Below are 25,716 nucleotides of genomic sequence, written 5' to 3' on the forward strand. Positions count from 1 at the left end.
CGCTATGTATTCGATCGTGGCCGTGTGCACGGGCAACATCTGCCGCTCGCCCATGGCGGAGCTCGCCCTGCGCCGCGCCTTCGAGGCCGCAGGACTGGCCGAGCGCGTGCGGATCGACTCGGCGGGCGTCAGCGACGAGGAGCTGGGCAACCCCGTGGACCCCCGCGCCGGTGAGCTCATGCGCCGCGAGGGACTCGACGCCTCCCGGCACGAGGCCCGGGCCTTCGACCCCGTCCGCTTCGACGACCGCGACCTCGTGCTCGCCCTGGACGTCGTCCACTGGCGGCGCCTGCGGGAGCTCGCGCCGGACGAGGCCGCCGCGGCCAAGGTGCGCCTGCTCCGCGAGTTCGACCCCGGCGCCGAGGACCTCGAGCCCGAGGAGCTGGGGATCTACGACCCCTGGTACGGGGGCCCGGAGGACTTCGAGACCACCTACGGCATGATCGCCGCCGCCGTGCCGGGCGTCGTCCGCGCCGTCGCCCGGGAGCTCGGTGCCGGCCGGGGCTCCGCGCAGGACGCCGGCCGCGCGTGATCGACATCGAGCTCGAACTGGACCCGTCGCTCGCCGCGGCCAACCCCGCCGGCACCAACCTGGCGCGGCTGCTCCCCTCCCCCACCCGCCGCCCGTACCTCATCGGCATCGACGGGCGCTCGGGCGCCGGCAAGACCAGCCTCGCCGAGCAGCTCGTCGAGGTGCTGCGCCCGGTGCGGGACGTGACGCTCTTCCACCTCGAGGACCTCTATCCGGGCTGGGACGGACTCGGGCCCGGCCGGCGGACCTACGTGGACGAGGTGCTCACCCCCCTGGACCAGGGCCGGGACGCGGAGTGGAGCGCGTGGGACTGGGTCACCGACTCCCCGGGGACCCCGCGGCTGACCCGGGTGGCGGAGGTCGTGGTCCTGGAGGGCGTCGGCGCCTGCAGCGCCGAGGCCCGGCAGCTGCTGGACGTCTCCGTGTGGGTCGAGCTGCCCACCGCGCTGCGCTACGACCGTGCGCTGAGCCGTGACGGCTCGTACTACGCCGAGCACTGGGACCGCTGGGCCGCCCAGGAGGACGCCTACCTGGCGGAGGACCACGTCTGGGAACAGGTGGACATCCTGCACCCCGGCCCGGTCTGCTGAGCCCTCGGACGCACCCACAGGAGGATCCGTGACCAGCACCGTCGTCGTCCTCGACGCCGCCCACCCCGGGGGCGCCCTCGCCGATCCGTCCGTCCCGCTCGTGCGGATCGACGACCAGGGCCTGACCCGGGGGGACGGCGTCTTCGAGACCATGCGCGCCGTCGACGGCGTCGTGCAGAAGTTCGAGGCCCACCACCAGCGGCTCTCGGCCTCCGCGCGGCTGGCCCAGCTGCCCGTGCCGTCCGCGCGGGACACCCGCGGAGCGGTGGAGCTGGCGCTGGCCCACGCGGCCCCCGGCGGGGACGGCGGCCTGGGCGCCGAGCACAGCGTCAAGGTCGTGATCAGCCGCGGCACGCCGGAGGACGGCCCGTGGTCCTGGGTCGTGGTGAGCCCCGTTCCCGGGACCACGTTCCGGCAGCGGCGGGAGGGCGTGACCGCGGTGCTGCTGCCGCGCGGCCACGACCCCGCCCTGGACGCCGGGTACCCGTGGCTGCTGCCGGGGGCCAAGACGCTCTCCTACGCGATCAACATGGCCGCCCTGCGCCACGCCCGCTCCCTCGGGGCGGACGAGGCGGTCTTCACCACGGAGGGCCGCAGGGTCCTGGAGGGTGCGACGTCCTCCGTGGTCTGCGCCCGCGTGCGCGGCGACCGCCGCACCCTGCTGACACCGGAGCCCTCGCACGGGATCCTGCCGGGCACCACGCAGGCCAAGATCTTCGCCGCCGCCCGCCGGGACGGCTGGGAGCTCGGCTACGGCCCGCTGTACCCGGCGGACCTCATGGAGGCCGACGCCGTGTGGCTGGTCTCCAGCGTGCGGCTCGCGGTGCCGGTGCGCCGGCTCGACCACCAGCCGCTGCCGGTGGACCCGGACCTGACCCGGCTCGTCACGAGCTGGGTCTCGCAGGCCTGATCCTTCGCTCAGGCCCAGATGAACCGGTGCGTCCCGAGCAGGACCGACACCGCCGGGCCGGCCGCGGCGGCCGCCGCGCAGCCCGCGAGGACCACGGCGTCCCGCCAGGAGTGCTCCGGGAGGCGGGCCCACGTGCGCGGTCCCGCGCCGAAGCCGCGCGCCTCCATGGTGACCGACAGCCGGGTGGCCCGGCGCAGGGACTGCACGAGCAGCGTGAACGCCTGACCGCCGAACTCCCGCAGCGCGCCCACCTGCCCGTGCCCGGCCCCCGCCCCGCGCGCCCGCCGGGCCATCGCGAGGGTGGCCCACTCGGAGGCCATCACACCCACCAGCCGCAGCGCGGCCAGGGACGCCAGCACGAAGCGGGCCGGGAGGCGGAGTGTCTGCGCGAGGCCGTCGGCGAGGTCCGTGGGGTCCGTGGTGAGCACCAGCATCAGCCCGGGCAGTGCCAGTGCCAGCCCGCGGAGGGCGATCGCCGCGCCTGCGGCCAGCGCGCCGGCCGAGATCCCGGTGACCCCCAGGTCGAGCAGCACCGGCCCGGAGTCCTCGGTGAGCAGCGCCGTGCCCCACCCGCTCACGAGGGCCGCCACGACCACCGGCCACGCCCGGCGCAGCAACGCGAGCGGGTGCTGCCCCGCCAGTGCCAGGAGGAGCAGCTCGCCCAGCAGCACGGTCCCCGACGTCACGGGGTCCGCGCTGAGCACGAGCACCACGGTCAGCAGCAGCGCCCCGGCCAGCTTGACCACTGCGTTCGTCCGTCCCAGCAGGGAGGCCCGGGACGACGGCGCGATCGCGGGAGCGCTCATCGGACCGGCTCCCCCGCCGGCCGGGACCGCGGCGGCGGGCGGTGGGGCGGACCCGGACGGCCGCCCTGCGGGTTGCGGGGGCCGGGGACGTGCGGCTCGGGAGCGGAGGCCTCGAGGGCACCGGATGCGGGAGGGCGAGTCCCCGGCCCGTGCGGTTCCGGGACCCGCTGCTCCGGAGCGCAGGCCTCGAGAAGACGGGTCACGGGAGTGCAGGGTCCGGGCGTCCCGAGCTCGAGCACCTCGGCGCCGAGCGCCCGCACGAAGTCCTCGTCGTGCGTCACGGCCAGGACCGAGGTGCCGGCGTCGAGCAGCTCCACGAGCAGGTCCACGAGCTCCGCCCACGTCAGGGCGTCCTGGCCGAACGTGGGTTCGTCGAGGACCAGCACGTCCGGGTCCGTGGCGAGCACCGTGGCCACCGACAGCCGCCGCTTCTCGCCGCCGGAGAGGGTGAACGGGTTGGCGTCGGCCAGGTGGGACAGCCGCAGCCGGCGGAGCAGCTCGTCCGTGCGCCGCTGCCGCTCGGCAGCCGGGGCGCCCGCCAGCCGGGGCCCGTGCTCGAGCTCGGCGCGCACGGTGGCGCGCAGGAACTGGTGCTCGGGCTCCTGGAAGACCGTTCCGACCCGGGCCACGAGCTCCCGGCCGCTCCACTCGAGAGGATCGGGACCTGCCCCGCGGTCGAGCCGCGGGTGCGCGGTGACGGTGCCGCGCACGGGGGCCAGCAGGCCCGCCAGCGTCAGCGCCAGCGTGGACTTCCCGGCGCCGTTGGGGCCGGTCAGGGCGAGCGCGCGGCCACGGTGCAGGCTCAGGCTGACGTCGTCGACCGCCGTGGGCAGGTCCCGTCCCACGGCGGCGTCCTCCGGGGTGCGTCCGCGCCGCCGCGCCCGGCGGCGCGCGCGCAGCCGGCGCGCCGAGGGCTGGCTGCGGGAGACGCACAGACCGTCGGCGCTCAGCAGCGGACCGTCCTGCGCGGGACGCTCCTGACCGGCACGCTCCCGCTCGGGATGCTCCTGCTCAGGACAGGACTGCTCGGAACGCCCCTGCCCGGCACGCTCCCGTCCAGAGCGCTTGTGCCCGGCACGCTCCCGTTCCGGACGCTCCTGCCCGGGCGGGCGCGCCGGCGCGCGCGTGGCCGGCACCCGGCCGGGGACCCACACCCCGGCCCTGCTGAGCTCGTCGGCCGCCGCACCGAGCACCTGCTCCGGGGACCCGTCGTGGGCGATGCCCCCGTCGTGGCCGAGCACCACGACGCGGTCCACGACCTCGGCCCACACGGCCACGCGGTGCTCCACGACCACGAGCGTGGCACCGCTGCGGTCCAGGCAGGACACCACGGCGTCACGGACCTGCCGCACGCCGGCAGGATCCAGGTTCGCGGTCGGCTCGTCGAGCAGCAGCAGCCCGGGGCTCATGGCCACGGCGCCGGCGAGCGCGAGGCGCTGCTTCTGTCCGCCGGACAGGGCCGCGGTGGAGTGCCCGAGCGGGAGGTCGAGGCCCACGTCGTCGAGCGCCGCCCGCACCCGCGGCCAGATCTGTTCCCGGGGCACCGCGAGGTTCTCGAGGCCGAAGGCGGTGTCGTCGCCGATCCGGGACAGCACCACCTGGGACTCGGGGTCCTGCTGCACGAGCCCGGCGCGGCCCCGCGCCCGGTGCGGCGGCATGCCGTCGAGCAGCAGCTCGCCGGACCCGGACTGCCCGTCGTCGTCGTGGAGGACCCCGGCCAGGGCGTGCAGGAAGGTGGACTTGCCCGCCCCGCTGGGACCCAGCAGGAGCACCCGCTCCCCCGGCTCCAGCACGAGGTCGAGTCCGTGCAGCGCCGCCGTGTCCCGCCCGGGGTGGTGCCAGCCGAAGCCGCGGGCCTCGACGCGCGCGCCCCGGGCGGCGGGCACCGCACGGCGCTGGGCCGTGGGCGCCGTCATCGCCGCACGGCCCGCCCGGAGGCGAGGCCCTGCAGGACGCCGGTGCCCGCGAGCGCCCGCACCACGGCGTGCATGAGGAGGCCGGCGAGCACCGCCCCGGAGACGGCCGCCAGGAGCACGTAGACCACCTGGTGGCCGAGCGCCCACTCGTAGTTGTAGAGGATGTTCTCGTGCACGCCCAGGAAGATCCCGCTCACGGCGCCTGCGACAGCCGCCGCGAGGGCGTCGAAGCGGCGGTACCGGAAGGCGGCGAAGGCCAGTTCGGCGCCGACGCCCTGGACTAGGCCGGAGAGGACCACGAGCAGGCCGAAGTGGGTCCCCAGGAAGCTCTCGATCACGGCGGCGAGCAGCTCGCAGAACAGCGCGGCACCGGGCTTGCGGATGATCAGTCCGCCGAGCACACCGGCCACGAGCCAGCCGCCGGCGATCAGGCCCACGGCGGGCGGATAGGCGACCGCGGCCGTGCCGACCACGGGGTAGAGCAGGTTCGACCACGCCCAGAAGACGACCGCGCACACGGCGGCGAGGACTGCGGCCACGACGATGTCGACGACGCGCCAGGACGAGGCGCCGGACGTGCCGGGGCGGCGGGCGGGGCGGTGGGTGGTGGTGTTCACGGTGGGTTCCTCCTGGGCTCAGCGAGCCGTCGGTGCCAGGAGGGGACGGGGTTCCTCCGGGCCGCGCCGGTGGCGCGCTCCCGGGGAACACCCCTGAGATGCTCGACTCCCTTCGCCGGTGCTAACCGGAGCAGGTTCGAGGGTCTGCGGCGATCCGCACTCTCAGCGCCACGCCGGTGTCCCGGGCGGGGCGCTCCCCTGTCGTTCAGTGCCACCGAGTCTACCCCGCCGCCCGGCCGCCCGCGCACGTCGGCAGGCACCAGCATCCCGCCGCGACGCTGCGGTGCTCCTTCCGCACGCCGCCGTGCTGGTCCCGGATGCCCCCGCGGTGCGGGGGCCGCACGGCGAAGAGGGCCGCACGGCGAAGAGGGCCGCACGGCGAAGGGGTCAGCACGACGAAGGGGCTCGTCCGGTCGCACACCGCTGCGGTGTGCGACCGGACGAGCCCCTCACGAGGTGCTCCCCTGCGCTCAGACCTCGGCCTGGCTCGAGGCCTTGGGGCTCTCCTGGGACTTGTTCTCCATCTTCGCGACCTGCCGGTGCACGGCGACCTTGATGACGGTGCCCACCAGGCCGGTGATGACGGACCAGATGATGATGGCCGTCCAGGTCTCGCTGGGGTCCGGGTTCTTGGCCGGCGGCGGGTTGCCCGTGACACGCGTCCAGACCGAGCCGAGCACCTTGTGCGAGAGGACCACGCCGCCCAGCGAGGCGCCGGTGCCGAGGAGTTCGATGACCTTGTCGTTCATGGAGTGCTGCTCCTTGTCGTCCGGGGGACGCGAGTGCGCCCTGTCGATCCCGACCAGCCTAACGCGTCCCCGTCGATCCGTCAGTCTGCTGTCCGTCCGCTCGCCGGCCGTCCGCGCTCGGCGCCGGAGTCGCCGTGGCGGCGCGCCCGGGGGCACTCCCGGCGGCGCTCCCCGCGGCATTCTCCACGGTGCCCTCCGCCGCGCTCTCCGTGGCGCTCTTCCCGGCCCGGTTGAGCACCTCCTGCAGGTCGTCCTGCGTGAGCGTGTTCCGGTTGAGGTGCTTGGAGCGGTACGTGGACCGTCCCACCATGTGCGCCGAGACGGGCACGGTGAGCAGCTGGAAGATCCAGCCGAGGAGGATGAGCGGGATCATGACGGGGTCACGGTTCTCCAGGGCGACCGCCGTGAGCATCAGGAGCAGCCCGAAGACCTGCGGCTTGGTGCCGGCGTGCATGCGCGTCAGCAGGTCCGGGAAGCGGACCAGGCCGATCGCGGCCGCGAGGGACATCAGCGCGCCGACCACGAGGCACACGGCCGCGGCGGCGTCCAGGACGGTGTCCAGCACGGCGCTCACCGCCCGTGCTCGGCGGTCTGGGTGGCGAAGCGGGCCACCGTCACGGAGCCGATGAAGCCGACCAGGGAGACGATCACCATGAGGATCAGGTTGTTGAGGTGCCCGTGGTAGGCCATCTCCACGGCGAGGGCGGCCGCGACGACGGCCAGCAGCACGTCGGTGGCCACCACCCGGTCCAGCAGGGAGGGACCCTTGGCGAGGCGGTACAGGGTGCCTGCCGCGGCCGCGCTGAGCAGCACGGCCGCGACGGCCACGGCGATCTCCATCACGGGCGGTCCTCCTCGGGGGCGTCGGTCGGGGCGCCGGTCGGGGGATCGGCCGGGGTGTCGTCGCGGCGGCCGCCCACGATCTGCTGGCTCGCGGTGACCGGGGAGCCGATCGCGGCGCTGTCCCTGTGGTCCGTGCCGGCGGGTCCTCCCCCGCGGCGCTCGGCCCGCAGCGCGGCGAGCTCCTCCGGCGTGCCCATGATCCTGATCCAGGCGGCCTCCACCCGCAGCGCGGAGCGGCGGAACCGTTCGGCCTCCTCGGCGTTGCGGACGTTGAGCGCGTGGAAGTACAGCGTCCCGGCGGCACGGTCCACCTCCACGACGAGCGAGCCGGGGATCAGGGTCATGGTGTGCCCGGTGGCCGTCAAGAGCAGGTCCGAGCGGGTGCGCAGGCGCACGCCGACCACGGCGTTGCGCGCGCGCGGCCCCACGAGGATCGCGATGAGCATCACCTCGACGCTCGCCTTGGCGACCTGCCACACGAAGGTCACGGCGAAGACCGCGAACTGGAGGACGTTGAACCGGCCGGACAGCTGCACGGACGGGAGGTAGAGCACCCACGTCACGAGCAGGGCCAGGACCAGGCCGATCAGCAGGTTGCCGGGACCGAAGTCGCCCCACAGGGCGCCCCACACGGCCACGAGCCACACCAGCAGCGGCAGCTCGACGAGCAGGGAGTTCTTGGGCCGGGTCACGGGGCCTCCTCCACGACGGGCCGCGGCGCGGACTCGGGGTCCAGCACGGCCTCGACGTAGCGCTCGGGGCGGACGAGGTTCTCCGCGGCGTTGTCCGCGAGCTGGAACAGCGGACCGGCGAACACCGTGAGGGCCACCCCCACGGTGACGAGGGCCGAGGCCCCGCCGAGCATCGAGGGGGACATCAGGCGCACGTCGCCCTTGCCCGCGAACCGGCCCGCCTGGTGGTCCACGGCTCCCGAGGTGAGCAGGAACCGGGAGCCTGCGGGCACGGGGGCCAGCAGGATCGGGTCCGGGTACTCCGCGTCCTCGGGAGCGCGCAGGAACACGCGGTTCCACACCCGCATCAGGGCCAGCAGGGTCAGCAGGGACACCGCCACGGACCCTGCGACCAGGGCGTAGGCCAGTGGGTCGCCCCGGTCGACGCCGGCCTGCAGCAGGCCGGCCTTGCCCAGGAAGCCGGAGAACGGCGGGATCCCCCCGAGGTTGAGCGCGGGCACGAGGTAGAGGAGCCCGAGCAGCGGGGAGATCCGGGCCAGCCCGGCCAGCCGGTCCACGTTGGTGGATCCGCCGCGGCGCTCGATCAGCCCGGCCACGAGGAACAGGCTCGTCTGGATCACGATGTGGTGGGCCACGTAGTAGACCGTGGCGGAGAGGGCCTCCTGGGTGCCCACGGCCACGCCGAAGATCATGTACCCGATGTGGCTGATCAGCGTGAAGGAGAGCATGCGCTTGATGTCGATCTGCGCGAGCGCGCCGAGGATGCCGACCACCATGGTGAGCAGCGCGACCCACATCAGGAGGTCGTCGAGCCGGTCCCCGGGGAACAGCACCGTCTCGGTGCGGATGATCGAGTACACGCCCACCTTGGTCAGCAGGCCGGCGAACACCGCGGTGACCGGGGCGGAGGCCGTGGGGTAGGAGTCCGGGAGCCAGAAGGACAGCGGGAAGACCGCCGCCTTGATGCCGAACGCGATGAGCAGCATGAGGTGCAGCTGCATCTGGGTGCCCACCGGGAGGCCCTCGAGCTTGACGGAGAGGTCGGCCATGTTGATGGTGCCCGTGGCCGCGTAGATCATCGCGATGGTGATGAGGAACAGCACCGAGGAGATCACCGAGACCACCACGTAGGTCACGCCGGTGCGGATCCGCTGGACGGTCCCGCCCATCGTCATGAGCACGTAGGAGGCGGTCAGCAGGATCTCGAAACCCACGTAGAGGTTGAACAGGTCCCCGGCGAGGAAGGCGTTCGACACTCCCGCCACGAGGATGAGGAACGAGGGGTGGAAGATCGAGATCGGCCCCTCCTCGTCGCCGTCGGCCACCCCCTGCCCGCTCGCGTAGACCAGCACGGCGAGCGAGACGACCGTGGAGACCACGAGCATCAGGGACGAGAGCTGATCCACGACCATGACGATGCCCCAGGGCGACTCCCACCCGCCGAGGTGGACCGCCTGCGGGCCGACGTCCCACGTGCTCACGAGCACGAGGGCCTCGACCGCGAGGGTGAGCACGAGCGAGCCGATGGCCACGGTGCGCTGGAGGGCGTTGCGCCGCAGCAGCAGGAGACTGAGGGCTGCGCCGAGGAACGGGATGATGACGGCCAGCGGCGCCAGCTGGGCGAGGTTGACGGTCACCGGTTCCTCCCTCTCCTGGGGCCGAGCACGCCGGGGGCCTCGAGGGACTCCTCCGGGTCCCGGGGCGGGGGCACGTCGTCGAACTCGGTCGTGTCGGCGGGGATGTCGGCGTCGCTCTCCACGTCGTAGGAGGACTGCCGGGCCACGCGCCGGTCCTCGACGTCGTCCTGGATCTCGTCCCGGCGCCCGAGGACCCAGGAGCGGTAGATCATGCCCAGGAGGAACGCGGTGACGGCCAGGGAGATCACGATGGCGGTGAGGATGAGGGCCTGGGGCAGCGGGTCGCTGTAGTTCTCGGCGGCGATCGACGCGTCGTACAGGGGCGCGAAGCCGGCCTCCCCGCCGGCGTGCAGGATCAGCAGGTTCGTGCCGTTGGTCAGCAGCATCAGCCCGAGCAGCACGCGGGTGAGCGAGCGCTCGAGCAGCAGGTACACGCCCACGGCGTAGAGCACGCCCATCACGACCAGCAGGGTCAGGTTCACGGTCATCGGTGCTCGTTCCCTCCGTCGGGGCCGGTCCGGACGGCCGGGGTCGGCGACGTCGCGGACGACACCGCGGTCGCGCCCGCGGTCGTGCCCGCGGGGGCGCCGGCGGGCACCTTCCGCTGCCGCGTGACGCGGATGCGCGTGCCGCGCCCCGGTGCGCGCCGCCGCCGCCGGACGGCGTCCTCCTCGATCCGCTGGTCGATCCGGCCGCCCAGCGAGCGCAGGATGTCGAGGATGAGCCCCACCACGATCAGGTAGACCGCGACGTCGAAGATCAGGGCGGTCACGAACTTCTCGGCCCCGAAGACCGGCAGCTCGGCCTCGAAGGTGTAGCTCTGCATCACCGACCCGCCCAGGAACACCGGGGTGACGGCGTAGAGGGCGGCGAGCGCGAGTCCGGCCCCGAGCATGGTGCCCGCGTTGATCGGGGTGGCCAGCTCGAGCTCGTAGCGCCCGCCCGCGAGATAGCGCACCGTCAGGGCGAGCCCCGCCATGAGCCCGCCCGCGAAACCCCCGCCGGGGTCGTTGTGCCCGGCGATCAGCAGATAGAGCGAGACCATCATGAACGTGTGGAAGAGCAGCCGGGTGACCACCTCGAAGACGATCGAGCGCCGCTCGGGGGCCAGTGTCCTGCCGGCGAGCAGATAGGGGTCCTCCAGGTCGTCGTCGCGGCGGGCGAGGCCGATCTCCAGGGGCTCGCCGCCGGGCGAGACGGCCGCGGCGTTGCGCCGGCGGATCACCCGCAGCTGGTCGGTGGTGGGGTCGTCCCCGGACCGCACGATGCGGTCCCCGCGGCCTGTGACGAAGATCAGCGAGGCCACACCGGTCGCGGCGAGCACGAGCACCGAGATCTCCCCGAAGGTGTCCCACGCGCGGATGTCCACGAGGATGACGTTGACCACGTTCGCCCCGTCGCCGAGCTCGTAGGCCATCCGCGGCAGCTCCAGGGAGACGGGATCGGCCGTGCGCGAGGAGATGCTGAACGCCGCGAGCGCCATCATGAACAGCCCGAAGGTCACCGCGATGGTCCCGCGCAGGAGCCGGCGCCCGGCCGGGTTGCGGTGCCACAGCGGGGCCGGCAGCGAGCGCAGCGCGAGCACGAAGGCCACCAGCAGCACGGTCTCGACCAGGGTCTGCGTCAGGGCGAGGTCCGGCGCGCCCTGCAGGGCGAAGATGAGGGCCAGGCCGTAGCCGGTGACCGACACGAGCAGGACCGCGAGGAACCGCTTCTTGGCCAGGGGCACCAGCAGCGCCGCCACGACCATGGCCGCGCCGGCGATCAGCTGGGCGGGGCTGTCGGAGACCCGCAGCGACCCCAGGGGCGGGGTCTCCTCGACGAACAGTGCCACGAGCGGCACGACGATCGCGGTGATCAGGATGACCGAGAGGTAGAACATCAGCGAACCGCGCTGGGTCCGGCCGGTGATCCACACAGCGGCGAGGTCGAGGACGTTGACGACCTTGCGGTAGACGAGCTCGCCGGCGGGCAGGGACGGGAGAGCCCGCTGGAGGTCCGCGACGGGACGCCGGCCCAGGTACATCAGCAGCCCGCCCGCGATGACGAGGGCGGAGAGTCCGAGGGCGGGGGTGAGCCCGTGCCACAGGGCCAGGTAGAACTCGTGCCCCTCCTCGGCCGGGAAGCGGTCGACGTACGGCTGCAGCACGGCGTTGACCGGCTGGGGCCACAGGCCGAAGACCACGGTGAGCACGGAGAGCACGAGCGGGGCCGCGAGGAACGCGGGCTCGACCCGCTGCATGTCGCTGATCACGGCCTTGCCGCCCACCCCCGCGTCGAGCTCGGAGAACTCGGCGGACTTCTGCGCGAAACCGCCCCACAGGAAGCGGGCGCTGTAGGCGACGGTCAGCACGGAGCCCACCACGAGCCCGGCGAGCACCACGGCGCCCGCCGCGGAGTCCACGTCGTGGGCGAACGCGGTCAGCACCGCCTCCTTGGCCACGAACCCGGCCAGGGGCGGCAGGCCGGCCATGGACGCCGCTGCCACGAGCGAGACGGCGAACAGCACGGGCACGCGGCCGGCGAGCCCCGACAGCCGGCGGATGTCCCGGGTGCCGGCCCGGTGGTCGATGATCCCGACCACGAGGAACAGCGCGGCCTTGAAGAGCCCGTGCGCGAGGAGCATGGCCATGCCGGCCTGCGCCGTGTCCGCCGAGCCGTGGCCCACGATCACCACGAGGAAGCCGAGCTGGCTGACGGTGCCGTAGGCGAGGATCAGCTTCAGGTCGTACTGCTTCAGGGCCGCCCAGCCGCCGAAGAGCATGGTGCCCAGCCCGAGGACCGCGACGGTCGGCTGCCACAGCGCCGTCTCGGCGAAACCGGGCGCGAAGCGGGCCACCAGGTAGATCCCGGCCTTGACCATCGCGGCGGCGTGCAGGTACGCGGAGACGGGGGTGGGCGCGGCCATCGCGGCCGGCAGCCAGAAGTGCAGGGGGATCAGGGCGGACTTGGTCACGGCCCCCACGAGGAGCAGGAGCACCGCCACGTCCACCACGGTCCCGCGCCCGGCCAGCTCCGGGGCCGCCGCGAGCACCTCGGAGATCCGGTACGTCCCCGCCGCCTGGCCCAGCATCACGATGCCGACCAGCATGGCCAGCCCGCCGGCCGTGGTGAGCACCAGGGCCTGCAGCGCCGCGCGCCGGGCGGACAGGCGGGTCCGGCTGTAGCCGATGAGCAGGAAGGACAGGACGGTGGTGATCTCCCAGAAGACGAACAGCACCAGCATGTCGTCGGCGGTCACCAGACCGAACATGGCGCCCGCGAAGGCCAGCAGCTGGGCGCCGAAGCCGCCGATGCCGCTCGCGTCCGACTTGAAGTAGCGGGCGCAGTAGAACAGCACCAGCGAGCCGACACCGAGCACGAGCAGCGACATCGTCCACGCGAGGGCGTCCATCCGCAGGACCAGGTCGAGGTCCAGGGACGGGATCCACTGACCGCCCTCCGTCCAGCCGCCCTCGGCCCCGTACACCCGCGGGGCCGAGCCCAGCAGCCACAGGAAGCCGGCGAGGGGCACGGCCGCCAGGACGTAGAAGGCGCTGCGTCCCATCCGCGCGAACAGCAGGGGCGCGACCGCCGCCACCACTGCGTGGAGCAGGAGCACAGCGGTCATCGGGCGCCTCCGGGGGTCGGGGAAGGGATCGGCGGGCGGGCGTCGAGGAGCCCGGACGCGGGCACGGAGGACCTGTGCGAGCACGGGGTGGCCGGGGCGCACCCGGGGAGATCCAGCCTATCAAAGGGGCGTGTCCGTCCCGTGTCCTCGCCCCCCTCCCGACCTGCGCGGATCCTGTGCGTTCCCGGGCGGTGCTCTGGACGGGGCGGGGACGTCCACGGCACGGCGTCGGCGAGGCCGCCGCGCCGGCCGCGCCCCACCGGCCTAGCATGACTGCCATGGACGCCACTCCCCCCGGCCCCCCGGCCCCCTCCCCCGCTCCTCCCGCGACGCCGTTCGCGCCGCGCCGCTCGCACGTGTGGGCGTGGAGCCTGTGGGACGCCGGATCCGCCGCCTTCAACGCCGTGATGACCACGTTCGTGTTCACGGTCTATCTCACGAGCGCTCCCTTCGGCGGGGAGGACCACGCCTCGGAGGTGCTGGGCTACGGGATCGGCGCCGCCGGCGTCGTCGTGGCCCTGCTGGCCCCGGTGGTGGGGCAGCGCAGCGACGGGGCGGGCCGGCGCAAGCTGTGGCTCGGGATCAACACGATGCTGACGGCGCTGCTCACCGCCCTGTGCTTCCTGGTCCTCCCCCAGCAGCCGTACCTCTACCTCGGGGTGGGCCTGCTGGCGCTGGCCAACGTCTTCGACGAGTTCGCCGTGGTCAACTACAACGCGATGCTGCCGGGGATCGCGGGCCGCGAGCACATCGGGCGGGTGAGCGGCCAGGGCTGGGCGATGGGCTACTTCGGCGGGATCGTGGCGCTGGCGATCGTGCTGTTCGGGTTCATCACCCCCGGCCTGCTCGGCCTGCCGGAGGAGGACGCCCTCAACGTGCGGGCCGTGGCCCTCTTCTCCGGACTGTGGATCGCCCTGTTCTCGATCCCCGTGCTGGTGGTGGTGCCCGAGATCCGCCCGGCCCGCCGGGGCCCGCGCCCGTCCGTGGCGCGCTCCTACCGCCAGCTGTGGGAGACCCTGCGGGGGCTCTACCGGGACACCCCGCAGACGCTGTGGTTCCTGCTCTCCTCGGCCGTGTTCCGGGACGGGCTCAACGCGGTGTTCACCTTCGGCGGCGTCATCGCGGCCGGGACCTTCGGCTTCACCCTGAGCGAGGTCATCGTCTTCGCGATCGTCGGCAACGTGGCCGCCGGGGTGGGCGCGCTGGTGGGCGGCCGGCTCGACGACCGGGTGGGGCCCAAGCGCGTCATCGTGCTGTCCCTGGTCGGCATCCTGCTGGCCGGGACCCCGCTGCTCGTCCTGGAGGGCACGGCCTCGTTCTGGGTCTGCGGACTGCTGCTGTGCCTGTTCGTGGGCCCCGCGCAGTCGGCCTCCCGCACGTTCCTCGGCCGGCTCACCCGGACCGGCGAGGAGGGCGCCCTGTTCGGCCTCTACGCCACCACGGGCCGGGCCGTGAGCTTCCTGGCGCCCACCCTGTTCGCGGTGTTCGTCTCCGTGCTCGGCGCCCAGCGCTGGGGGATCCTGGGGATCCTCCTGGTGATCGGCGCCGGCCTGCTCCTGCTGCTGGGTGCGCGCGACCCGAAGACCGCGGCGGCGCCGTCCGCCGCCCCGCCGCCCGCGGGGCGCGCCGGATAGCGGAGCGCGCGGGACAGCGGAGCGCGCCGGATAGCGGAGCGCGCGGGACAGCGGAGCGCGCCGGGCAGCAGGGCACGCCGGACAGCGGGACCGCGGACGCAGGCCCTCAGATCCGGGTGCGGGAGAACCCGAGGTGGCTGCGCGACGCCGTGGGACCGCGCTGCCCCTGGTACCGGTTGGCGTAGGCGCCGTGCCCGTACGGGTGCTCCGCGGGCGAGGAGAGCCGGAAGAAGCACAGCTGCCCCACCTTGGAGCCCGGCCACAGCTTGATGGGCAGCGTGGCCATGTTGGACAGCTCGAGCGTGACGTGGCCCGAGAAGCCCGGGTCGATGAACCCCGCGGTGGAGTGGGTCAGCAGCCCCAGGCGCCCCAGCGAGGACTTCCCCTCGAGGCGGGCGGCGATGTCGTCCGGGAGGGTCACCTTCTCGTAGGTCGAGCCCAGCACGAACTCCCCCGGGTGGAGCACGAAGGCCTCGTCCGGGTCGACCTCCACGAGGCGCGTGAGCCCGGGCTGCTCCACGGACGGGTCGATGTGCGCGTACTTGTGGTTGTCGAAGAGCCGGAACCAGCGGTCCAGCCGCACGTCGATGCTGGCGGGCTGGATCAGGGCGGGCTCGTAGGGTTCGAGGACGACCCGGCCGCCGTCGAGCTCCCGCCGGATGTCGCGGTCAGAGATCAGCACGGTCCCCAAGGTATCGCACGGCCGGCCGCCCGGACCGCGCCGCTCGACCGGACCCACCGCCGCCGGTGGTGTAGAGTATGTGGTGTCCCCGTCCGGTGCACGCGCCGGGCGGACCACGGATGCGCGGCTGTAGCTCAATGGTAGAGCGCACGCTTCCCAAGCCTGATACGCGGGTTCGATTCCCGTCAGCCGCTCTCGCACCGAACGCCCCGTGCCCCTCCGGCCGGGGCGTTCGTCGTCCCCGGGCACCGCGCGGTAGGATGTTCCCGCGCCCCGCTCCCCGGCCCGCCCCGGGGCGGCGAGCACCCGGACGACCACCTGGGTCCTGCGCCATCATCCGCACCCTGCTCACGAGGAGCTCTTCTCCCGTCATGCTGCGCACCATGTTCAAGGCCAAGATCCACCGTGCCGTCGTGACCCAGGCCGACCTGCACTACGTCGGCTCGGTCACCGTCGACCAGGACCTCCTGGACGCCGCCGACATCCTCCCCGGCGAGCTCGTCTCCATCGTGGACGTCACCAACGGCGCCCGGCTGGAGACCTACACGATCGCCGGCGAGCGCGGCTCGGGCGTCGTCGGGATCAACGGTGCCGCCGCCCACCTCGTGCACCCCGGGGACCTCGTCATCCTGATCAGCTACGCGCAGATGGACGACGCCGAGGCCCGTGCCCATGTGCCGTCCGTGGTCCACGTGGACGCGGACAACCGGATCGTCGAACTCGGCGCGGATCCCGCCGAGGCCCTGCTCGACGGCGTCGCCCGTCCCCCGCACTCCCGGCCCCTCGCCGACGCCCGCGCCGACCTGCCCGCCGCGTGAGCCGCCCCGCCGCGGACGGGCCCGCGGGGGAATAGCGCCGGCCATGGGATAGAACTGTAGGGGCCCGCGGACGCGGACCCGCAGCAGTTCGAGGGAGGTCCCGTGGCCGGAGTGTTCTCGGGCTTCTTCATCGTCTGGGCGGTCATCCTGACCGGCTACGCCGTGGGCCGGCGGGGCGTGCTGGGGCCCCACGGGCAGCTGGTGCTCAGCAAGTTCGCCTTCTACGTGGCCAGCCCGCCGCTGCTGTTCCTGACCATCTCCGAGGCCGACATCGCCCGGATCCTCTCCGCCCCGCTGCTGGTGGCGGCCGTCTCGGCGGTGGCCACGACCCTCGTCTACGCCGCGATCGCCCGCTGGGTGCTGCGCCGGGACGCCGCCACCACCGTGATGGGCGCCCAGGCCGCCTCCCAGGTGAACTCCGCCAACCTCGGCATCCCCATCGCGGTCTTCGTGCTCGGGGACGCGACCATGGTGGTGCCCGTCATCCTGTTCCAGCTGGCGCTGAACACCCCCGTCTACCTGACGATCATGGACACCCTCACGGACGGCCGCCGGCCGAGCCCGGGCAGCGTTCTGGGCAACGTGGTGACCAACCCGATGATCGTCGGCTCCGGGCTGGGCATCCTGTTCGCCGTGACCGGCTGGCGGCTGCCGGAGGTGGTGCACGAACCCGTGGAGCTGGTGGCCGGGGCCTCCATCCCGGCGATGCTGATGGCCTTCGGGGTCTCCCTGGTGGGCGCCGCGCCGCTGCGGCGCGGCGGGACTCCCCGCCGGGACGTGCTCCTGGCCGGGGCGCTGAAGCTGCTGCTGCACCCGGCGCTGGCGTTCCTGTTCGCCCGCTTCGTCCTGGACCTGGAGGGGCACCTGCTCTACTCCGTGGTGGTGATGGCGGCCCTGCCCACCGCCCAGAACATCTACATCGCGGCCGTGCGCTACGGCCGGGCCGAGCAGCTGTGCCGGGACACGGTGCTGCTCACCACGGTGGTCGCGATGCTCACCATGGCCGGGGTGGCTCTGCTGCTCTCCTGAATCCCCGGCGGGGCCGAGCCGTTCCAGGCCCCGACGGACGCGCCGAATCGGTGGACCCGACGGGACACGCGGGGCACACTGATGCAAACAGTCAGGTTACTGGTCTGTGAGGTAGACCACTCATAGACTGAAGGCTCCGCGGAGGAGAGGTCGGCCGGCAGCACCCGCCGCCGACCGTCCCGCCGACCGGGTCCCACAGGATCCCCTCGACGTCCCACGCGGACCGCCACATCGCCGAAGGGGAGGAACAGACCGTTGACCACCACCTCACACCCCCACAGGTCCCCCGGGAGGCGACGGCTCAGCGCTGCCGCCGCCCTGGGTGCCGTGGGCGCCCTCGTCATGACGGGATGCGGTGACGCCGACGCCGGCGCCACCCCGACCCTGACCTGGTACATCAATCCGGACGCCGGCGGGCAGGCGGAACTGGCCAAGCAGTGCTCGGAGGAGTCCGGCGGCCGCTACAACATCGAGACCTCGCTGCTCCCGCGCGATGCCGCGTCGCAGCGCGAGCAGCTCGCCCGGCGCCTGGCGGCCGGGGACTCGTCGATGGACATCATGAGCCTGGACCCGCCCTTCATCCCCGAGCTGGCCGAGCCGGGTTTCCTGGCCCCCGTGCCGGGGGACGTCGAGGAGGCCACCACCCAGGACGTCCTGGCGGGTCCGCTCGAGGGTGCGATGTGGAAGGACGAGCTGGTCTCGGTGCCGTTCTGGGCCAACACGCAGCTGCTCTGGTACCGGGAGTCCGTGGCGGAGGCCGCCGGCCTGAACATGGACGAGCCGGTGACCTGGAAGCAGATCATGGACGCCGCCCGGGAGCAGGACAAGTACCTGGGGGTGCAGGGCACGTCGGCCGAGTCGATGACGGTGTGGGTCAACGGCCTGATCAAGTCCGCCGGCGGCGAGATCATCGAGAACCCCGAGGCCCCGGCCGACGAGGTCGTGGTCGGCATGGACTCGGAGGCCGGCCGCCAGGCGGCGGAGATCGTCGGCACCATCGGCCGGGACGGGCTCGGCGGGCCCGGGCTGCCGACCGCGGACGAGGCGGCGTCGATGAACCAGTTCCAGTCCGACGACGGCTCCTTCATGGTGAACTGGCCCTTCATCTACGCCGCCACCGCCGCGGCCGTGGAGGGCGGGACGGTGGAGCAGTCCATGTTCGAGGACATCGGCTGGGCCCTGTGGCCGCGGGTGAACCCGGACGAGCCCTCCGCGCCCCCGCTGGGCGGGATCAACCTGGGCGTGGGCTCCACCTCGGAGCACCAGGAGCTGGCGTGGGAGGCGGTGGAGTGCGTCGTCCAGCCGGAGAACCAGGCGTACTACTTCGTGAGCAACGGCAACCCGGCGGCGTCCGAGGCCGCCTACGAGGACCCGGAGGTCCGGGAGGCCTTCCCGATGTACGAGACCATCCGGGAGTCCCTGGACCAGGCGGCGCCGCGTCCGCAGACCCCCTACTACAACGAGGTCTCCACCGCCATCCAGCAGGAGTGGACGCCGCCGTCGTCCGTGAACGAGAACACGCCCCGTGAAACCGCCGCGTTCATCGAGGCCGTCCTGAAGGGAGACAAGCTGCTATGAGCACCGTCGTCAACCCCAACGCTCCCGGCACCGGTCCCCGGGAGGCCGCACCCGCGCCCGTGACAGGACGCCGCAGCGCCAAGCCGCTCATGTCCGACCGCGCCCGGTCGGAGCGCAAGCTCGGCTGGATGCTCGCCGGCCCGGCGTTCATCGTGATGCTCCTGGTCACCATGTACCCGATCCTGCAGGCGCTGTGGGACTCGTTCTTCTCCTTCCGGCTCACCGACCCGGGGAACAAGGAGTTCGTCTTCCTCGGCAACTACGCCACGGTCCTCTCCGACATCGTGTTCTGGCGGGACCTGGGCGTGACCGTGCTGATCACGGTGGTCACCGTGATCGTGGAGCTCGTCCTGGGCTTCGCCCTGGCGCTCGTGATGAACAACGCGATCCGCAGCACCCGCGGGCTGCTGCGCACCGCGATCCTGGTGCCCTACGGCATCATCACCGTGGTCTCGGCCTTCGCCTGGTTCTACGCGTTCGACATCACGACCGGCTACGTCAACAACTGGTTCTCCTGGGTGCCGGGCATCGGCCCGGACTTCAACTGGTTCGCCAACACCTGGTCGGCGCTGTTCGTGATCATGGCCTCCGAGATCTGGAAGACCACGCCGTTCATCTCGCTGCTGCTGCTCTCGGGCCTGGCCCAGGTCCCGAGCGAGTACACCGAGGCCGCCCGGGTGGACGGCGCCACGTGGTGGCAGCGGATGTCCCGGGTGATCCTGCCCAACATGAAGGCCGCGATCATGGTGGCCGTGGTGTTCCGCGCGCTGGACGCGTTCCGCATCTTCGACAACATCTTCATCATGACCCAGGGCCAGTACTACACGGAGACGCTGTCCCTGCTGGCCTACCGCACCTCCATCGGCCGTCTGGAGATCGGGCTCGGCTCCGCGATCTCCGTGGTCCTGTTCGTCTGTGTGCTGCTGATCGCCTTCCTCGCCATCAAGGTGTTCAAGGTCGACCTCGCCGGCGCCGGGAAGGGAAGGTAACCGCCCATGTCCACCAAGCAGAAGGTCGGCTGGGCCGTCGTCTCGGTCCTGGTCCTGATCTACGCCCTGTTCCCCGTCGCCTCGATCCTCATGACGTCCTTCAAGACGCCCGCGGACCTGACGTCCGGGAAGTTCCTGCCCACGCAGTGGGTCGGGGAGAACTACTCCTCGATCTTCGTGGGCTCCGCCCGCGACCTGTTCGTGCCCTCGCTGATCAACTCGATCGGCATCTGCCTGATCGCCACGGCCATCGCCGTGGCCCTCGCCACGCTGTGCGCCTATGCGATCGCCCGCCTGGACTTCCCGGGCAAGAAGATGATCCTCACGGTGGCGCTGGCGGTGTCCATGTTCCCGGTCGTCTCGATCGTGACCCCGCTGTTCAACCTGTGGCGGCAGATCGGGCTGTACGACACCTGGCCCGGCCTGATCATCCCCTACCTCTCGCTGACCCTGCCGATCTCGATCTGGACGCTGACGGCGTTCTTCCAGCAGATCCCGTGGGACCTCGAGCGGGCGGCCCAGGTGGACGGCGCCACCACGTGGCAGGCGTTCCGCAAGGTGATCGTGCCGCTGGCCCTGCCGGGCGTGTTCACCACCGCGATCATCGCGTTCTTCATCGCGTGGAACGACTTCGTCTACGGCATCGGCCTCACCTCCACCGAGGCGGCCCGGCCCGTCCCGGCGGCGCTGGCGTTCTTCACCGGCGCCTCGCAGTTCGAGGACCCGGCGGGCGCGATCTCCGCGGCGGCCATCGTCGTCACCATCCCAGTGGTGCTGCTGGTGCTGCTGTTCCAGCGCCAGATCGTCTCCGGCCTGACCCAGGGCGCGGTCAAGGGCTGAGCCCGCCCGCCTCCCACACCTTTCCCGAACCGACCGAAGGACTGAGTCCCAGATGGCATCCATCACCCTCAACCATCTCGTCAAGAAGTACGGGGACGGCTTCCCGGCCGTCAACGACGTGTCGATCGACATCGCCGACGGCGAGTTCCTCATCCTCGTGGGGCCCTCCGGCTGCGGCAAGTCCACGCTGCTCCGGATGATCGTGGGCCTCGAGGACATCACCTCCGGGGACCTGCTGATCAACGGCGAGCGCGTCAACGAGAAGGAGCCGCGCGAGCGCAACCTCTCCATGGTGTTCCAGAACTACGCGCTCTACCCCCACCTGACCGTGTACGAGAACATCGCGTTCCCGCTGCGGCTGTCCAAGGGCAAGTTCTCCGACGAGGAGATCGACCGGAAGGTGCGCCACGCCGCGTCCACCCTGGACCTCGACGAGCACCTCGAGCGCAAGCCGGCCAACCTCTCGGGCGGTCAGCGCCAGCGCGTGGCGATGGGCCGGGCGATCGTGCGGGACGCGGACGCGTTCCTGTTCGACGAGCCCCTGTCCAACCTGGACGCGAAGCTGCGCGGCCAGATGCGCACCGAGATCGCCCAGCTCCAGCGGCGGATGGGCATCACCTCGGTCTACGTCACCCACGACCAGACCGAGGCCATGACCCTCGGCGACCGCGTGGCCGTGCTCAAGAAGGGCATCCTGCAGCAGATCGCCTCGCCCCGGGAGCTCTACGAGCAGCCGGCCAACCTGTTCGTGGCGGGGTTCATCGGCTCGCCGTCGATGAACTTCCTCCCGGCGCACGTGCGGGGCGACGTGTTCGACACCCCGCTGGGCGAGTTCCCCGTGCCGGACCAGGCCAAGGGGAAGCTGCCCACGGACGGGTCGATCGTGCTCCTGGGCCTGCGCCCGGAGCACTTCGAGGACGCCAAGTTCGTGGACGAGGCGAAGGTCTCCCGCGGCACGACCTTCGACGCCCAGTTCACCCACACGGAGTGGATGGGCAACGAGCAGTACGGCTACATCGACTACGAGCAGGACCCCGAGGTCAAGGCGAAGCTCGACGAGCTGGCGCAGGACCTGGACGGGGACGAGATGCACCCGCAGATCGTCGTGGAGCTGGACGCCACTTCCCGCATCCGGGGCGGCGCGCAGGGCCGGATCTGGATCGACACCCGCCGGATGCACGTGTTCGACCCCGAGACCGGGGAGAACCTGACCCGGGACGCCGAGGCCGGGGCCGAGCTGACCCGCGAGGCCGTGGAGGAGCGCAAGGCCGAGATCGAGCGGGCCCGCCAGGAGCTGGCCACGGCCGGCTGAGCACGGGCCACCACGCACGCAGGAGGAGCCCGCCGCCCGTCGTCCGGGGCGGCGGGCTCCCGCGCGTGCGGACCGCGCCCCGCAGCAGGACCGGGGCTCAGCCGGTGCCCGGCAGGCCGAGCGAGAACCAGCCCACGAGGGCCAGGCCGGCGAGCAGCCCCGCGGCGGACGCGGCGGAGCGCAGCCGCGGGTGGCGGAGCCCCCACGGCACGAGCCGGGGCCAGCGGGCGGCGGCCTCCCGCGCCGTCGCGCGCTCCAGGTGGGTGCGGGGCGCGCCCAGCGCCGCCGCGACGTCCTCGAGCGCGCGGGCGTCCCACACCGCGCCGTCGAGGCGGAGGACCCGGCGGCCCGAGCGGCCCGCGGCCCACAGGTGGGGGCGGGCGGCCGGGCGCGCGGCGCCGGGCGCCCGGTGCAGGGCCCCGACCGTGACGACGTGCTCGACGTCCGACAGCGGCGTCGCGGCGAAGCCCACGGTGCGGGAGCGCAGGACGTGGCTGTCCGTGCGGACGACCAGCACTGGGCGCAGCCGGAGCCAGCACGCGGTGCCGGCCAGGAGCACGAGCGCGAGCACCACCACCGCGACGCCGGGGGCCGGCCGCCGCGCCCAGAGGAAGAGCACGAGCACGGCGCCCAGCAGCAGCGGGCCCAGGCAGGAGAGCAGGCGCCGGCCGTAGGAGCCCAGCCGTGGGCGCAGCACGGCGCGGACGGGGCCGTACTTCTCGGGGACCTGCCGGACGGAGTCGGCCATGGGTAGTCAGCTCCAGAGGGGAACGGGGGCCGGGCTCGGACCCGGGACGGGAATGGATCGGAGAAGGGGTGCGGCACGTAGCGTACCCGCCCGGGGCGGGCCGCGCCTTCCGGAGGGCCCGGACGGCCCGGTGCACGCGCAGGCCGGGGGCCGATCGGTTAGCGTGATCGGATGGAGTCCAACGCCCGCGTGCTCAAGGCCCTCGGGGCCTGGCTGTTCCTCGTGCTGCTCGGGGTGGCGGCCGCCGCCGTCACCATCGCCCTGGTCAACAAGTACATGTACGGCCCGGAGACGGACGTGCGGGCGTACTTCGAGGACCTGCGGGACGGGGACGGCGGCGAGGCCCTGGGCCTGCTCAACGCCCGCGTCCCGGAGGCCAACGCGGCGATGCTCGACGGTGACCCGCTGGAGGCCTCGGCCGAGGAGCTCGAGGACGTCGAGGTCTCCACCGTCTCGGACGACGGCGAGCGGGCCGTGGTGCGCGCGGACTACACCCTCGGCGGCGAGCAGCACAGCTCCGAGTTCTCCCTGCACCCCGTGGACACGCAGTGGGGCTTCTTCACGGTGTGGGCCTTCGACGAGACGCCGCTGCCCACGGTGACGGTCAGCCTGCCGGGGGCGACCTCGGTGGACGTGAACGGCATGTCCGTGGCCCTGCCGGAGTCCTCCGGGGAGTTCGCCGCGTTCTTCCCGGGCGTCTACACGGCCTCCTACACGTCCGAGCTCGTGGCGGCGGAACCGGAGAGCGTCGTGCTGACCGACCCGGGCCAGCAGGAGGAGATCGCCCTGGAGGCCCGGCCGACCGAGGCGCTCGAGCAGGAGGTGGACCGGCAGCTGAAGGAGCACCTCGACCGCTGCGCCGGGCAGAGCGCCCTCTTCCCGTCCGGCTGCCCGTTCTCCTTCGAGTTCGACGGCCGGGTCGCCGGGGACGTCGAGTGGACGATCGAGTCCTATCCGGACCCGGAGATCGTCGTGGGCTCGAAGGGCGGCGGGGGCTGGGCCCTGGAGCCCGCGCGGGGCACCGCGCGGATCGCCTTCGACTCCCTCGACCTGTTCACCGGGGACGTCGAACGGCTCGAGCGGACCGTGCCCTTCGAGGTCGCCGCCGACCTCGCCATCGACGACTCGACGGTGCGGGTCACCCCGCGCGGCTGAGCGCGGTGCGCGAGGGAGCCCCTGGGCGGCTCCCGGTCGGGGCCACCCCTGCGAGACCGGCCCCGGCCGGTCCCCACTCCGCTGACGCTCAGTTGACCCCGCGCAGGTCCAGGACCAGCTCGGTCTCCCCCTCGGCGTCCAGCACGAAGGGGATGCCCCAGTCCTGCTGGTAGAGGTGGCACGCCGCGTGGTCCGGGATCTCCCCGCCCGGCTCGCCGTCGCACGCCGCGGCGCGCGCGGTGATGTGCAGGACGCCCTCGGTGACGCCCTCCGCCAGCACGAGCTGCCGGCGCAGGCCCTGCGCCGTGCCCGCGCCCTCGGCGAGCGCGTCCTCGGGCGAGGACGAGATCTTGAGCTGGGTGGGATCCCCCCACCGGTCGTCGAGCTTCTGCCCGGACGGCGCCGCGAAGCGCACCTCGATCCCGAGCGCTCCCGGGGCGAGCTTCGTGCGCGCGCGCTGGGTCCGCGACGCCCCCTCGTCGACGCGCTGGGCGGCCGCCGGGATCGGCACGCGCACCAGGCGGTGGGCGTTGGCCTCGACGACGACGAGCAGCGGCTCCTCCCCCGAGACGTCCAGCAGCACGTCGGAGGGCTCGGCCAGGCCGCGGGCCAGGGTGGCCACCTGACCGGTCCGGGGGTCGTAGTGGCGCACGGCGCCGTTGTAGGTGTCCGCCACCGCCACCGACCCGTCGGGCAGCTGGGCCACGCCGAGGCAGTGCTGCAGGCGCGCCTGGCCGGCGTCGCCGTCGCGGAAGCCGAAGTCGAACAGCCCCTCGCCCACGGCGGTCTCGACGGTGACGGCCCCGTCGTCGTCGAACCGGAGGACGCGCAGGGCCGAGGTCTCCGAGTCCGCGACCCACACGTTGCCCGCGGAGTCCTCCGCGAGCCCCGAGGACTGCGCGAACCACGCCTCGGCGGAGGACCCGTCCTTGAGTCCCTCGTCCCCGGTGCCGGCGAGCACGGCGAGCCGCCCGGTCCGCGGGTCGAACGAGAACAGCTGGTGGGTTCCGGCCATCGCCACCACGAGCAGGTCGGCCCGGGCGGACCACACGACGTCCCACGGGGAGGAGAGCGCCACGTCCAGCGGATCGGCGCCGGGATCGATGTGGTTCGGCTCCGCCCCGCGGGCGCGCTCCTCGTCGAGCAGCCGCTGCACCCCGCTGCCGGCCACCGTGCGCACCTGCCCGGTGGCGAGGTCCACGCCGCGGAGCCGGTGGTTGACCGAGTCGGCCACGACCACGTCGTAGCCGGCCGCCGCGCGCACCTCCTCGGGCAGCAGCGTGAGCCCCTGGGGCTCGGTGAAGCGCGCGGTCCCCGGGTCCCCGTCCGCGTGGCCCTTCCCCGCGCCGATCACCCGCCGGACGGTCTCGAGGTCGTTGTCGAGCTGGACGAGGCGGTGGTGGCCCGTGTCGGAGACGAGGAACGAGCCGTCCGGCAGCGGCAGCACCTTGCCCGGGAACCGGAGGTCGCCCTCGGGCGCAGGCCGCGGCACGTACGGCCCGTCGCCGCGGTGCAGGGTGCCCCGGGCCTCGTGCTCGGCCACGAGCTCCTCCACGAGGGAGACCAGTCCCTGGACGTGGCCCTCCCCCGAGAGGTGCGCCACGATGTAGCCCTCCGGGTCCACGACCACGAGCGTGGGCCACGCGCGGGCCGTGTACGCGTCCCACGTGGTCAGCTCGGGGTCGTCGAGCACGGGGTGGTGGACCTCGTAGCGGTCCACCGCGGCCGCGAGCGCGTCCGGGTCGGCCTCGTGCTCGAACTTCGGGGAGTGCACGCCCACCGTGACGAGGACGTCGGAGAAGCGCTCCTCGAGGGGGCGCAGCTCGTCGAGCACGTGCAGGCAGTTGATGCAGCAGAAGGACCAGAAGTCCAGGACCACGACCTTGCCGCGCAGCGCGGCCAGGTCGAGGTCCTTTTCCCCGGTGTTGAGCCAGGCACGGCCCTGCAGCTCGGAGGCGCGGACGCGGGAAGTGAGGCGCACGGGTGGGAATCCTTTCGGAACGGAACGGGACGGGGACGGGTCAGGGGT

24 protein-coding genes, 1 tRNA gene and 1 riboswitch are annotated in these 25,716 nt (G+C 73.0%); of the genes, 12 read left to right on the top strand and 13 right to left on the bottom strand.

Annotation, left to right across the window (positions count from 1 at the left end; all coding sequences use genetic code 11):
• Positions 1–4: 4 nt before the first annotated feature.
• From RCG67_RS04025 to RCG67_RS04035, 3 genes are read left to right on the top strand one after another with little or no spacing between them, the layout of a single operon-like run.
• A complete protein-coding gene (locus RCG67_RS04025; protein ID WP_368824938.1) occupies positions 5–532 on the top strand; it encodes a low molecular weight protein-tyrosine-phosphatase in 528 nt (175 codons plus the stop codon).
• Positions 529–1,122 (top strand): uridine kinase family protein, encoded by a 594-nt coding sequence (locus RCG67_RS04030; protein ID WP_368824939.1) that lies wholly within the window; start codon positions 529–531, stop codon positions 1,120–1,122. The genes RCG67_RS04025 and RCG67_RS04030 overlap by 4 nt, the downstream gene beginning before the upstream one ends.
• A 28-nt stretch (positions 1,123–1,150) precedes the next feature.
• On the top strand, positions 1,151–2,032 hold the full coding sequence (locus RCG67_RS04035) for an aminotransferase class IV (RefSeq protein WP_368824940.1): 882 nt from the start codon (positions 1,151–1,153) through the stop codon (positions 2,030–2,032).
• A gap of 8 nt (positions 2,033–2,040) precedes the next feature.
• Here RCG67_RS04035 and RCG67_RS04040 read toward each other — a convergent pair whose 3' ends face one another.
• From RCG67_RS04040 to RCG67_RS04085, 10 genes are all read right to left on the bottom strand, one after another.
• Entirely contained in the window at positions 2,041–2,838 is a 798-nt protein-coding gene (locus tag RCG67_RS04040) for an energy-coupling factor transporter transmembrane component T family protein (protein WP_368824941.1), read from the bottom strand.
• On the bottom strand, positions 2,835–4,754 hold the full coding sequence (locus tag RCG67_RS04045; RefSeq protein ID WP_368824942.1) for an ABC transporter ATP-binding protein: 1,920 nt from the start codon (positions 4,752–4,754) through the stop codon (positions 2,835–2,837). Before RCG67_RS04045 ends, RCG67_RS04040 begins: the two co-directional genes overlap by 4 nt.
• A complete protein-coding gene (locus RCG67_RS04050; protein WP_368824943.1) occupies positions 4,751–5,371 on the bottom strand; it encodes an ECF transporter S component in 621 nt (206 codons plus the stop codon). Before RCG67_RS04050 ends, RCG67_RS04045 begins: the two co-directional genes overlap by 4 nt.
• Before the next feature lie 90 nt (positions 5,372–5,461).
• Positions 5,462–5,581, bottom strand: a riboswitch (TPP riboswitch).
• A 260-nt stretch (positions 5,582–5,841) separates the two neighbouring features.
• On the bottom strand, positions 5,842–6,120 hold the full coding sequence (locus RCG67_RS04055) for a DUF4235 domain-containing protein (RefSeq protein ID WP_368824944.1): 279 nt from the start codon (positions 6,118–6,120) through the stop codon (positions 5,842–5,844).
• 58 nt (positions 6,121–6,178) lie between these two features.
• Positions 6,179–6,694, bottom strand: coding sequence for a monovalent cation/H(+) antiporter subunit G (mnhG, locus tag RCG67_RS04060; protein WP_368824945.1), 516 nt, complete (start codon positions 6,692–6,694; stop codon positions 6,179–6,181).
• Positions 6,691–6,963: an MrpF/PhaF family protein gene (locus RCG67_RS04065; protein WP_058873812.1), complete on the bottom strand. Its 273-nt coding sequence runs from the start codon at positions 6,961–6,963 to the stop codon at positions 6,691–6,693. Before RCG67_RS04065 ends, mnhG begins: the two co-directional genes overlap by 4 nt.
• On the bottom strand, positions 6,960–7,655 hold the full coding sequence (locus RCG67_RS04070) for a Na+/H+ antiporter subunit E (protein ID WP_368824946.1): 696 nt from the start codon (positions 7,653–7,655) through the stop codon (positions 6,960–6,962). The genes RCG67_RS04065 and RCG67_RS04070 overlap by 4 nt, the downstream gene beginning before the upstream one ends.
• The gene (locus RCG67_RS04075; protein ID WP_368824947.1) at positions 7,652–9,292 is read right to left on the bottom strand and encodes a Na+/H+ antiporter subunit D; all 1,641 of its coding nucleotides are present in this window, start codon (positions 9,290–9,292) and stop codon (positions 7,652–7,654) included. The genes RCG67_RS04070 and RCG67_RS04075 overlap by 4 nt, the downstream gene beginning before the upstream one ends.
• Positions 9,289–9,780, bottom strand: a complete 492-nt coding sequence (locus RCG67_RS04080; protein ID WP_368824948.1) for a Na(+)/H(+) antiporter subunit C — start codon at positions 9,778–9,780, stop codon at positions 9,289–9,291. Before RCG67_RS04080 ends, RCG67_RS04075 begins: the two co-directional genes overlap by 4 nt.
• On the bottom strand, positions 9,777–12,902 hold the full coding sequence (locus RCG67_RS04085) for a Na+/H+ antiporter subunit A (protein WP_368824949.1): 3,126 nt from the start codon (positions 12,900–12,902) through the stop codon (positions 9,777–9,779). Before RCG67_RS04085 ends, RCG67_RS04080 begins: the two co-directional genes overlap by 4 nt.
• Before the next feature lie 278 nt (positions 12,903–13,180).
• Here RCG67_RS04085 and RCG67_RS04090 point away from each other — a divergent pair, with 278 nt between their 5' ends.
• Positions 13,181–14,536 (top strand): MFS transporter, encoded by a 1,356-nt coding sequence (locus tag RCG67_RS04090; RefSeq protein WP_368824950.1) that lies wholly within the window; start codon positions 13,181–13,183, stop codon positions 14,534–14,536.
• Positions 14,537–14,642: 106 nt separating this feature from the next.
• On the opposite strand, the gene dcd is transcribed toward RCG67_RS04090, so the two are convergent.
• Positions 14,643–15,218 carry a dCTP deaminase gene (dcd, locus tag RCG67_RS04095; RefSeq protein ID WP_058873818.1) on the bottom strand — a complete coding sequence of 192 codons (576 nt, stop codon included), beginning with the start codon at positions 15,216–15,218 and terminating at the stop codon, positions 14,643–14,645.
• Between the two features lie 123 nt (positions 15,219–15,341).
• On the opposite strand from dcd, the gene RCG67_RS04100 reads away from it, so the two are divergent.
• The 7 genes from RCG67_RS04100 to RCG67_RS04130 all read left to right on the top strand — a co-directional run bounded on the left by RCG67_RS04100 (position 15,342) and on the right by RCG67_RS04130 (position 21,784).
• Positions 15,342–15,412 (top strand) — tRNA-Gly (locus RCG67_RS04100).
• A 177-nt stretch (positions 15,413–15,589) separates the two neighbouring features.
• Entirely contained in the window at positions 15,590–16,036 is a 447-nt protein-coding gene (panD, locus tag RCG67_RS04105) for an aspartate 1-decarboxylase (RefSeq protein ID WP_368824951.1), read from the top strand.
• Positions 16,037–16,138: 102 nt separating this feature from the next.
• Positions 16,139–17,065 (top strand): AEC family transporter, encoded by a 927-nt coding sequence (locus tag RCG67_RS04110; RefSeq protein ID WP_368824952.1) that lies wholly within the window; start codon positions 16,139–16,141, stop codon positions 17,063–17,065.
• Positions 17,066–17,320: 255 nt separating this feature from the next.
• A complete protein-coding gene (locus RCG67_RS04115) occupies positions 17,321–18,643 on the top strand; it encodes an extracellular solute-binding protein (RefSeq protein ID WP_368824953.1) in 1,323 nt (440 codons plus the stop codon).
• Entirely contained in the window at positions 18,640–19,632 is a 993-nt protein-coding gene (locus RCG67_RS04120; protein ID WP_368824954.1) for a carbohydrate ABC transporter permease, read from the top strand. The genes RCG67_RS04115 and RCG67_RS04120 overlap by 4 nt, the downstream gene beginning before the upstream one ends.
• Before the next feature lie 6 nt (positions 19,633–19,638).
• Entirely contained in the window at positions 19,639–20,472 is an 834-nt protein-coding gene (locus RCG67_RS04125; RefSeq protein WP_368824955.1) for a carbohydrate ABC transporter permease, read from the top strand.
• A 52-nt stretch (positions 20,473–20,524) separates the two neighbouring features.
• Complete coding sequence (locus tag RCG67_RS04130) at positions 20,525–21,784, top strand: ABC transporter ATP-binding protein (RefSeq protein ID WP_368824956.1); 1,260 nt, start codon at positions 20,525–20,527, stop codon at positions 21,782–21,784.
• A 97-nt stretch (positions 21,785–21,881) separates the two neighbouring features.
• On the opposite strand, the gene RCG67_RS04135 is transcribed toward RCG67_RS04130, so the two are convergent.
• Positions 21,882–22,532: a hypothetical protein gene (locus RCG67_RS04135; RefSeq protein WP_368824957.1), complete on the bottom strand. Its 651-nt coding sequence runs from the start codon at positions 22,530–22,532 to the stop codon at positions 21,882–21,884.
• Between the two features lie 171 nt (positions 22,533–22,703).
• Here RCG67_RS04135 and RCG67_RS04140 point away from each other — a divergent pair, with 171 nt between their 5' ends.
• On the top strand, positions 22,704–23,687 hold the full coding sequence (locus RCG67_RS04140) for a zinc ribbon domain-containing protein (RefSeq protein ID WP_368824958.1): 984 nt from the start codon (positions 22,704–22,706) through the stop codon (positions 23,685–23,687).
• A gap of 88 nt (positions 23,688–23,775) precedes the next feature.
• Here the strand turns inward: RCG67_RS04140 and RCG67_RS04145 are convergent, their stop codons facing one another.
• Positions 23,776–25,668 (bottom strand): NHL domain-containing thioredoxin family protein, encoded by a 1,893-nt coding sequence (locus RCG67_RS04145; RefSeq protein ID WP_368824959.1) that lies wholly within the window; start codon positions 25,666–25,668, stop codon positions 23,776–23,778.
• Positions 25,669–25,716: the final 48 nt, after the last annotated feature.

The sequence above is a fragment of the Kocuria cellulosilytica genome, from assembly GCF_040981245.1.
GTDB lineage: Bacteria > Actinomycetota > Actinomycetes > Actinomycetales > Micrococcaceae > Kocuria > Kocuria cellulosilytica.

Bases quoted from the DNA above. Each gene is read 5' to 3' on its own strand.
- RCG67_RS04025 (WP_368824938.1), top strand. From the start codon at position 5: ATGTATTCGATCGTGGCCGTGTGCACGGGCAACATCTGCCGCTCGCCC.
- RCG67_RS04040 (WP_368824941.1), bottom strand. From the start codon at position 2,838: ATGAGCGCTCCCGCGATCGCGCCGTCGTCCCGGGCCTCCCTGCTGGGA.
- RCG67_RS04045 (WP_368824942.1), bottom strand. From the start codon at position 4,754: ATGACGGCGCCCACGGCCCAGCGCCGTGCGGTGCCCGCCGCCCGGGGC.
- RCG67_RS04055 (WP_368824944.1), bottom strand. From the start codon at position 6,120: ATGAACGACAAGGTCATCGAACTCCTCGGCACCGGCGCCTCGCTGGGC.
- RCG67_RS04080 (WP_368824948.1), bottom strand. From the start codon at position 9,780: ATGACCGTGAACCTGACCCTGCTGGTCGTGATGGGCGTGCTCTACGCC.
- RCG67_RS04085 (WP_368824949.1), bottom strand. From the start codon at position 12,902: ATGACCGCTGTGCTCCTGCTCCACGCAGTGGTGGCGGCGGTCGCGCCC.
- RCG67_RS04090 (WP_368824950.1), top strand. From the start codon at position 13,181: ATGGACGCCACTCCCCCCGGCCCCCCGGCCCCCTCCCCCGCTCCTCCC.
- panD (WP_368824951.1), top strand. From the start codon at position 15,590: ATGCTGCGCACCATGTTCAAGGCCAAGATCCACCGTGCCGTCGTGACC.
- RCG67_RS04120 (WP_368824954.1), top strand. From the start codon at position 18,640: ATGAGCACCGTCGTCAACCCCAACGCTCCCGGCACCGGTCCCCGGGAG.
- RCG67_RS04125 (WP_368824955.1), top strand. From the start codon at position 19,639: ATGTCCACCAAGCAGAAGGTCGGCTGGGCCGTCGTCTCGGTCCTGGTC.
- RCG67_RS04130 (WP_368824956.1), top strand. From the start codon at position 20,525: ATGGCATCCATCACCCTCAACCATCTCGTCAAGAAGTACGGGGACGGC.
- RCG67_RS04135 (WP_368824957.1), bottom strand. From the start codon at position 22,532: ATGGCCGACTCCGTCCGGCAGGTCCCCGAGAAGTACGGCCCCGTCCGC.
- RCG67_RS04140 (WP_368824958.1), top strand. From the start codon at position 22,704: ATGGAGTCCAACGCCCGCGTGCTCAAGGCCCTCGGGGCCTGGCTGTTC.